The 8,513-nt window shown below is 47.3% G+C and carries 5 protein-coding genes; 2 read left to right on the forward strand and 3 right to left on the reverse strand.

Annotated elements, in window-relative coordinates; genetic code table 11:
• Positions 1–361: 361 nt before the first annotated feature.
• On the forward strand, positions 362–3,157 hold the full coding sequence (locus KDK15_RS04905; protein WP_257294247.1) for an insulinase family protein: 2,796 nt from the start codon (positions 362–364) through the stop codon (positions 3,155–3,157).
• Positions 3,158–3,281: 124 nt separating this feature from the next.
• The gene (locus KDK15_RS04910) at positions 3,282–4,379 is read left to right on the forward strand and encodes an enoyl-CoA hydratase/isomerase family protein (RefSeq protein ID WP_257294248.1); all 1,098 of its coding nucleotides are present in this window, start codon (positions 3,282–3,284) and stop codon (positions 4,377–4,379) included.
• A 141-nt stretch (positions 4,380–4,520) separates the two neighbouring features.
• Here the strand turns inward: KDK15_RS04910 and KDK15_RS04915 are convergent, their stop codons facing one another.
• The 3 genes from KDK15_RS04915 to KDK15_RS04925 form a co-directional block, all read right to left on the reverse strand.
• A complete protein-coding gene (locus KDK15_RS04915; protein ID WP_257294249.1) occupies positions 4,521–5,570 on the reverse strand; it encodes a hypothetical protein in 1,050 nt (349 codons plus the stop codon).
• A gap of 286 nt (positions 5,571–5,856) precedes the next feature.
• Positions 5,857–6,825: a hypothetical protein gene (locus KDK15_RS04920; protein ID WP_257294250.1), complete on the reverse strand. Its 969-nt coding sequence runs from the start codon at positions 6,823–6,825 to the stop codon at positions 5,857–5,859.
• Positions 6,826–6,926: 101 nt separating this feature from the next.
• Positions 6,927–7,856: a hypothetical protein gene (locus KDK15_RS04925; protein ID WP_257294251.1), complete on the reverse strand. Its 930-nt coding sequence runs from the start codon at positions 7,854–7,856 to the stop codon at positions 6,927–6,929.
• Positions 7,857–8,513 lie beyond the last annotated feature (657 nt).

The following is an 8,513-nucleotide window of genomic DNA, read 5'->3' on the forward strand; positions in this document are numbered from 1 at the left end:
CACAGGCCAAGTCTAGCAGGGCTTGTTGCGTTCGTTGCTTTTTATTTCAACTGTTGTAGTCCATACAAAGATGCGCCATGCTGACACATTCATGCATTGATTTAGTGATTTGAGAAAACGCGGGTAGCTGGAGATTTGCCAGCATTTCATTGCTGTTTTCTGACTTGGTAATTTGCTGACTGGCTCTAACACTGGTGTGTTTCTGTTACGTCTCTGCTTTAACAGGATACCAGCAAGCCGAATAAAACAGGATAGATTAAAAGATTGTATGATGTTCCCGACAGTGAAAGCTGATATGTTAAAAAAACTGGTGTCAATGGTTGTTGGAGTACTAACCATGGTTTCAATAGCAGGTTGTTCAATGACGACGGAGAGAGAAGCCCTTGTGACCCCGGGAGCCGTAATAAAAAGCCCTGCTGATGACCGGGATTATCGCTATATCACTTTGGATAATGGTCTCAAGGTGCTACTGATCTCGGACCCGGATACCGACAAGTCTGCTGCCGCTGTGGATGTTAATGTTGGTAGTTACCAGGATCCCGATGACCGTCTTGGGCTTGCCCACTTTCTCGAACATATGCTGTTTATGGGGACGGAAAAGTACCCGGACGTAGACAGTTACTCTGAATTTATCCGTGCCAATGGCGGCAGCAGTAATGCCTATACTGCGGATGTGCGAACCAATTACTACTTTGATATTAACAGCGAGCAGCTGCAGCCAGCGCTGGATCGCCTTGCCCAGTTTTTTATTGCGCCCAGGCTGGACCCGAACTACGTAGAGCGGGAAAAAAATGCGGTAGATTCAGAGTACCGTCTGCACGCCAGAGAGGATGGCTGGCGCCTCTTTATGGCGCTTAATGCAACGTCGAACCCGGATCACCCGAAGAGCCGGTTTAATATCGGCAACCTTGATACTTTGCATGATTGTGACGGGCAGCTCTGGCAGTCGTTAAAGGATTTTCATGACAAGTACTATGTTGCTGCCAACATGGGTGTCGTTGTTTATGGCAAAGAGCCACTGGACAGACTTGAGCAGTGGGTAAATACCTCTTTTTCGGCGGTTCCGTCAGGGGTAAAACCCGATTTGATCATTGGTAAACAGCCGTATACCCGGGATGAATTGCAGGCCCGTATCAATATTGTGCCATTAAAAGATACCCGGGTTCTTTCACTGGGTTTTCCGATGCCCAGTGCACAGCCTTTTTACCATATCAAGCCACTGGGCTATCTTGCCCGAATCATTGGCTATGAGGGCAAAGGCAGTTTGCACAGTTTGTTGAAAGAGCGCGGCCTGATTGATTCACTGGCAGCCTACAACAGTGACCTTCCCAATGAGTACAGTGAGTTTACGGTTCGCATGGAGTTGACGCCTGAAGGGTTGGCCCGGGTGGATGAGATTACGGCAATGGTATTTGACTATCTTGACCTGATTCGCAGAGAAGGCCTTGAGTCATGGCTCTATGATGAGAGCAAACAAATTGCAGAACTGGCCTTTCGCTACCAGGAAGATCGTAACCCGCAGCAGACCGTCTCAGGGCTGGCAGCCAGAATGCACTACCTGCCACCGGAGCATCTGTTGGAAGCAAATTACCTCTATGACTCCTACGACCCTGAGCTGATCTCGGGTTATCTGGCCAGAATGACCCCGAAAAATCTACGTCAGGTGGTCATTGCCCAGAACCTGTCTACTGATAAGGTTGAGCCGTATTTTGAGACGCAATACAGCATTCAGCCCCTTTCAGATCAGCTGGTCACACGGCTGAAGACCCCCATTGCCCGACAATCACTGACTATTCCTGAACCTAACCCGTTCATTGCGAGTAACCTTGAACTGCATGAAAGCGTTAAGGTCAATGAGCCGTCAGTTATTCTTGAAGAGCCGGGATTAAGAGTATGGAGCCTGACCGATACCAGCTTCAATATGCCCCGTGGGAATGTGCGGGTGATGATTTCTACATCGGCTGCTTCAGCCACACCTGACGAGAATGTATTGATCCAGATATACAAGTCCCTGCTATCAAGAAGTCTCAATGAGTATGGCTATCCGGCCAAAGAGGCTGGTCTTAATTACAGCATCACTGCCGGTCGGCGTGGACTGTTAATCAGCCTTGCCGGATATCAGGACAAACAGGCCGTGCTACTGGAAGATATTCTTAAGGCAATCGCAACCTTTAAGCCTGAGCAGAGCACGTTTGAGCAGGAGCAGGCAGTGCTGGTCAGAGGGCTGAAAAATAAGAAGTTCCATGCGCCTTACCGATTGGGAATGGATGCGCTTAGCCAGGCAACTTATCCTTCCTATCCTGAGGATGACGTTCTGTTGGACGCTGCTGAAAAGGTCACTTATGAGCAATTGATTAAGTATGCCCATGACTTTTACCAGCCGATTCATATAGAAATGCTGGTTTATGGCAACCACAGCAAGCAGGAGGCATTAACACTGTCGTCAATGGTGGAGTCGGCATTACTGAATGACCATAATCGTCGGGACCGCTTTGATCTACCCTTCCACCTTTTGGGAGACACAAACCGTGTTCTGAATATGGCTATTGAGCATGATGACTCGATGTTGATCAGCTATTATCAGATGCCTGAGACTGATAACCGGGAACGAGCCCGATATGCATTGCTCGGCCGTCTTCTGGCTAATCCATTTTTTAACAGCCTGCGTACGGAACAGCAGCTGGGGTATGTGGTGTTTGCCGGACCTCGCCCCTTTGAGAAACATCCTGGTGTTATTTTTGTTGTGCAATCCCCAAAGCTGGACCCTATTGGTCTGGAAGGCCGTGTAGATCAGTTTTTGAACGATCAGAAAGCGGTGCTGGCAGGACTGACAGACCAGGAGCTGGAACAGTACCGTCAGGGATTGATCGGTGACCTGTTGAAGAAAGACGATAATATGGATGAGCGTAATGGCCGTTTCTGGCAGGGAATTGCCAGTGGCGAGCTGGATTTTGGCAATAGAGTGAAGATTGCGGATGAAATTCGCAAACTCAAGCCCTCGGATATGCAATCTGCCCTGGCAAGGCTGGTGGAAAACAGAGGAAAGCTTGTTATTCGTTCGTTTGGTGAGCCTCACAAAAAGGCGTACCGGAAAGAGACTGACAGAATCGAATGCAACACCATTGATTGTCTGAAGGATCTGCCGGTCAGTAAATAGCTCTTTTTTCGGGGCAGTTATCGCTGCCCCAATCTTCAATACCGTGTGCTGCTTTGGTATTTTCATTGATAATCAAGACTCAGTTACCTATGCTTTTGCCAACGGATATGGAGGGGTAATTAATATGGCCGCTGACGTTCTGTTTTCCGAACTGAATGCCCGGGATAATAAAAAGATTGGTCTGATCACGCTGAATGCTGAAAAAGCATTGAACGCATTAAATCAACCCATGATTGACCTGCTGCTTCAGCAATTTTCTGACTGGCGTGATAATGATGACATTGTTGCCGTGTTTATGCAGGGCAGCGGCGAAAAGGCCTTTTGTGCTGGTGGTGATGTACGGGCGCTGAGGCAGGCGGTTATTGATGGCAAGCCTGATATTCCCGGTCATTTTTTTGAAACCGAGTATCGTGTTGACTACATGATTCACACCTATCCAAAGCCAGTTATCTGCTGGGGTAATGGCATTGTGATGGGGGGCGGTATTGGTCTGATGGCGGGTGCTGATTTCAGAATAGTGACGGATACCTCAATGCTGGCCATGCCTGAAATCAGTATTGGCCTCTATCCGGACGTTGCCGGCAGCTGGATTCTGAGCCATCTGCCCGCCAGGCTTGGCCTGTTTATGGCGCTGACCGGGTGTCGGCTTAACGCGGCTGATGCGATCTATGTTGGCCTGGCTAACCGTTTTATTGATCATGCATTTTGTGACAATGTTCTGGAGTCTCTGCAGCAAGCAGACTGGAATGCTTCTGAAGCTCGCGCTGTCGTTTATGGGGTGATACAGAAATACCGGGAAAAAAGTGCCGGATGGCTACCCTATTCGAAGGTGCGCGAGCACAGGGACTTAATTACCGGGTTGATGGATCAACCATCGCTGGCCGATGTGATGTCTGCCATTGATAGCCTTGAGACCGATGATGACTGGTTGCTGGCCGCCAGAAAAACCGCACTTCATGGTTCTCCACTGTCGGCAGCCATTGGCTATCGACAGTTACAGAAAGCCCGGCACATGTCCCTTAAAGAGGCGCTTCAGAGTGAGTTGGCTCTGTCCGTGAATACGGTACTTAATGGCGATTTCTGCGAAGGTGTCCGGTCCCTGCTGGTTGACAAGGATAAAAATCCCCATTGGAAATTTAACGCCGTTGATCAGGTCGATGAACAATTACTGAATGAATTGTTCAGCTCACCCTGGCCTGAGAATCCCCTCCATGACCTCTAATCGATAGACACCGGCAGATAGGTGGCAGTTTTGTTGTTTGCCCAATGAAGCACATGAATGTAATCGTTAGACATTGCAGGAGCAGATGGTTAATTGGTGTCGAAGCCTATGAAATGGAGGTGGGGGGCGGATGGATTTCAATTAAGGAACATCTGAATGATAGGGACTTTGTCTGATCGCCTGTTCTAAGTTGTAACCAGTAACCAGATAATTCTCCTCGTGGACGATATTCCCGGACTGACTTCCAGAGCTTTGGTCTTTACTGTTTAAACTACCGGCCTGACCAATGCGTGCAAGGATACTCGGGGCTGACAAAACGTCTTTTTCACTCTCTGGTGAGCTGACACCTGACGCCTTTTCAGCCTTTTCAGCAGGGTCGGTTGATGGAGTCGGACATAAAATATTACCCAGATGTGCCACTTTTTCGCTATCACTCATCTTACTGAGTACAATATTGTGAAAGATGTCGTGGGTACCGGTTAAAATCTGAGTGACCCTGTCACTGATATACTTTTCTTTTTTGATCTTCAGGTAGGGGGAATAATTAAAATAAGCGGGCTTTACGTATCTGTGTTTCATTAAAGGTTTTGGAATTTTAAAACATTCAAAGGCTACAGGCGTCCATTTTCCCTCGTCCTCTTCGTCATACCGGAACGACTCAAACACATTTTCAATATGGATCTGATCTCTTTGCTTTAATGCGTACAAACAGTCATTAGCATTTCGATTTCTTACAAAAAAAACCCTTTCTTTTCCTCTTGTGAATTTTGCCTTCCAGCTCATTAAACCCAGGGCATTGTCAATATCCTCCTGGGAAAGGCCATATTCATGCATTTTCTCTTTTACGGACTGACACAGGCGAACAAGATCGGTAACATATGGATCACTCACCAGAAATACTGGACAAATTGGGCTATTGACTAACTCAAGCTTAACCTGCTGCCGGATCAGGTCAGCAACTGATAAATGCTTAGGTAATGCAGAACCTGCACTCAGTTCTGAATCCGTATCTATTTGCAGTGTGAATTCCGTTACACTTTGGGGCAGTTGATGTGCCTCTACCTCTTCGCGGGGTATTTGACTGACTTCCCTTGGCCCAAAACATCCCCTTTGGGAAGAAGAGTCAGGACCAACCAGTAACTGGCTCTCCTGGGGTGCCTTCATTTGAGTTAGAGCTGTTGCGCTGATCATACTGCCACACCACTTGATATTGACTATCCAGACAAGTCTTCAGACAACCCATGTTCATTTAAGTTCCCCGTTTAACCTGTCTGTCAAATATTCCCAGAATGAGGGACCATGCTGGCGACACGTTTTTTTCGGGCTGACAAAGGTGTCGCGACTTTGCCGTCTTGCATCGCTTCGCGTCCTACCGGTGATTTTCCGCCGTTTTACATACTCCCTGATCTGACTTTGGATTCGTTCCCACGCAGAGCATGGGAACGAGGGGCTGTATGGGTATTAGCGCTTTTCTGCTCTAGCTTTCAGTTCCGGTTGCAGACGGGGCTGATACCGGAGCCGGGTGATTTCTTTCCACTCCCCGCAAAATGCGAATATCTTCTTGCAATCTGATCTTATCCTGTTCAAGGAGCGCTTTGTATTGGCTGTACTTTTTCTTGAGCAGGTCCTGGTAGAGTTCACTGACCGAACGATCCTGGGGATTGTCCAAACCATTCGCACCGATGCGGCTTAAGATAAACATCAGTTTGGCAAGATCTTCCCGGTCATTTTCCGGGATAGGCAACCTTGCCATCAATCGTTTGAAATCAGGGAGCTCTTTTGCGGCTTCAAGCGAATTGATGTTCTTCATATTAGCAACAACGCTGCTGATGTCCTCCTTTTCCACACCATATTCAGACGCTAACACGTTGTGGAGCTTTTCTATCAGTTCATTCTGGTGATTCCGGTAATAGGTTGTGTGAATACCTGCCCATATTAGCCAGAGCGGCTGCCAGGGATCCTGGTATCTCTTCGCCATATGTGCGATAACAAAAAAGTCATCGCTGCTGCATTGATAGTCAGGCTGATCCAGCTGATGCTTGAGCAGATAGGTTTCATCTGCCTTAGCCTGCTCCAGTTCCTGGCTGGCATGCTCCAGTGGTGTCATGGGCCTGGCATTGGCGATGGCTCTCAATACGTTCAGTGTTGCACCTGCTGTTCCCGCTATGGCAACCGGTTTCCACGAGAAGTCTCCGACGGCTCTGGTAATACCAACAAAGGTAACGCCTGCAATACCACCCAAAGCACCTGAAATGCCACCCAAGGCAGCCATGCCTGCAAGATAGCTTGTCGATATATTGAGTTTGTTGACAGTATGTCGTCCTAGTGCCGCCAGTTTGTCACCTGCGGTATAAACATGACCGTCCGGACTCTCTATGCCAAATGCGGCAGTTGATGCGCGAATTAAAGATCCGCCCATTTGTTGTTGCAAAGCTGCTGGTTCCATAAATTTTACCTTTGCTGTTGGAGTGAATAGTTATTCGAGTTATCCAATATATTGCAACCCCTGCTGAACAGGTATAACAACCGGGTCAGTACCGATTACAATCACGATGAAATACTCACAGAGTCCTTCTCTTCCTCAGCTATTGCCCGCAGAATACGGATATCCTCTATCAGTCTGCTCTCATCCTCGGCAAGACGGATCTTGAAGGATTCATACTTCTCCAGGCATATAGTCTGGTAAAGCTCGCAGGGCCTGGCACCGCGAGGCATCTTATTATGAGCCAGCAGTAGTCTGGAATAGGCGAACATTAATTGGGCAATCTCATCATGGGTTGTTGCCGCTATATAAATATGGTCAGTTAATATCTTAAAAGACGGTAATTGCCTGGCATCTTCAATTGAGTCAAAGCCCGTCATTTGTTGAACAATGTAATCAATCTCCCGCTGACCCACGTGTAGTTCCATAAGTCGTGAACAGATCGCATCCCGACAAGCTTCATAATCAGCCTTAAAATGTTGCGAAAATAACACTTCCCACAGTAGCTTGAAGAGGTGCCAGGGCTCGCCATATCGTTCAGATAAACGTTTGATGGTATAGATTTCGTTGGCTTTATACTTGCGGACAGGATTGTCTATATCTCTCTTTAACAGACACGCTTTATCGTCCTGTGTTTGCAGCAACTCCGCTTCAGCATGCTCCAGCGGCGTTATGGGCCTGGCACTGGCCAGGGTGGCCAGGGCAAAAGTGGCTGCACCAATACCACCAATGGCGACCACTGTCGCCCACGAGCCATTGTTTGCTGATTTGACAACATGACCAAGAGTCGCACCCACAAGGCCACCCATTGCACCCATACCGACAAGCTGGGCTGTTGAGAGACTCTGCCGGATAACGGTGTGTCGACCCAGAACCCCATGTTTCTCTTCTGGGGTATAACCCTTTTTCGGGGGGAAAAGCTGGCTGCTGGTACTTGCCGTGCCAGGTGCCTGAGCTGTGTCCACTCTTAACGACTCAGTGATACCATGATTCATAATCATCTACCTGGCCAAACACGGACTTTGTTATCCGTTACCAGCAGCACTGAAACCTCAACCTCTTTCAGCTGATTCAATAGAATGATTTTCATTTTGTAATGCACAATATAAGCCGCGCAAGCGTAGCACATGCACAATGCATTCGCTCACCATTGCTGTAATAAAATCGAGCAGTTCTTACATGTTATTCGGAGAGTACATGACGAAGGCTTGAAGCTGGTTGTCAAAACCAACAAACGCTTACTATTTTTAAAAAAAGTAATGGACTTTCTCGATAAAAATGATCGTGTGGAAAAAAACAAGCTTAGTATTATTGACCGGCTCAAGCATAGGTTTCCGGAATTTTCGGAAAGATAATTGGTATCTTTCATCGTGCATTAAATGATTCAAGCTCATCTTTTTTTCAGATGCACAATGAAAGAACCAATCCTAATGTGATTGAACTTTGGTTTGGCATAATGCCCACGGAATCTAGATTATCCGGTTCAATCAATACAGTTTTAAGCCATAGCGGAAAACTAAATGACCCGATTGCAGCTCAGCATTTTGATTAATTTTTTTGTTAAGTTTCGTTGAAATCTTTACCAGTGGTTCAGGGGAGGGCGTGAATTCATACAATGTGAATAATGCATCCAGAGAGTCTCGGAAAACTTT

The organism is Endozoicomonas sp. YOMI1, assembly GCF_024606345.1.
In the GTDB taxonomy this organism is placed as follows: domain Bacteria; phylum Pseudomonadota; class Gammaproteobacteria; order Pseudomonadales; family Endozoicomonadaceae; genus Endozoicomonas.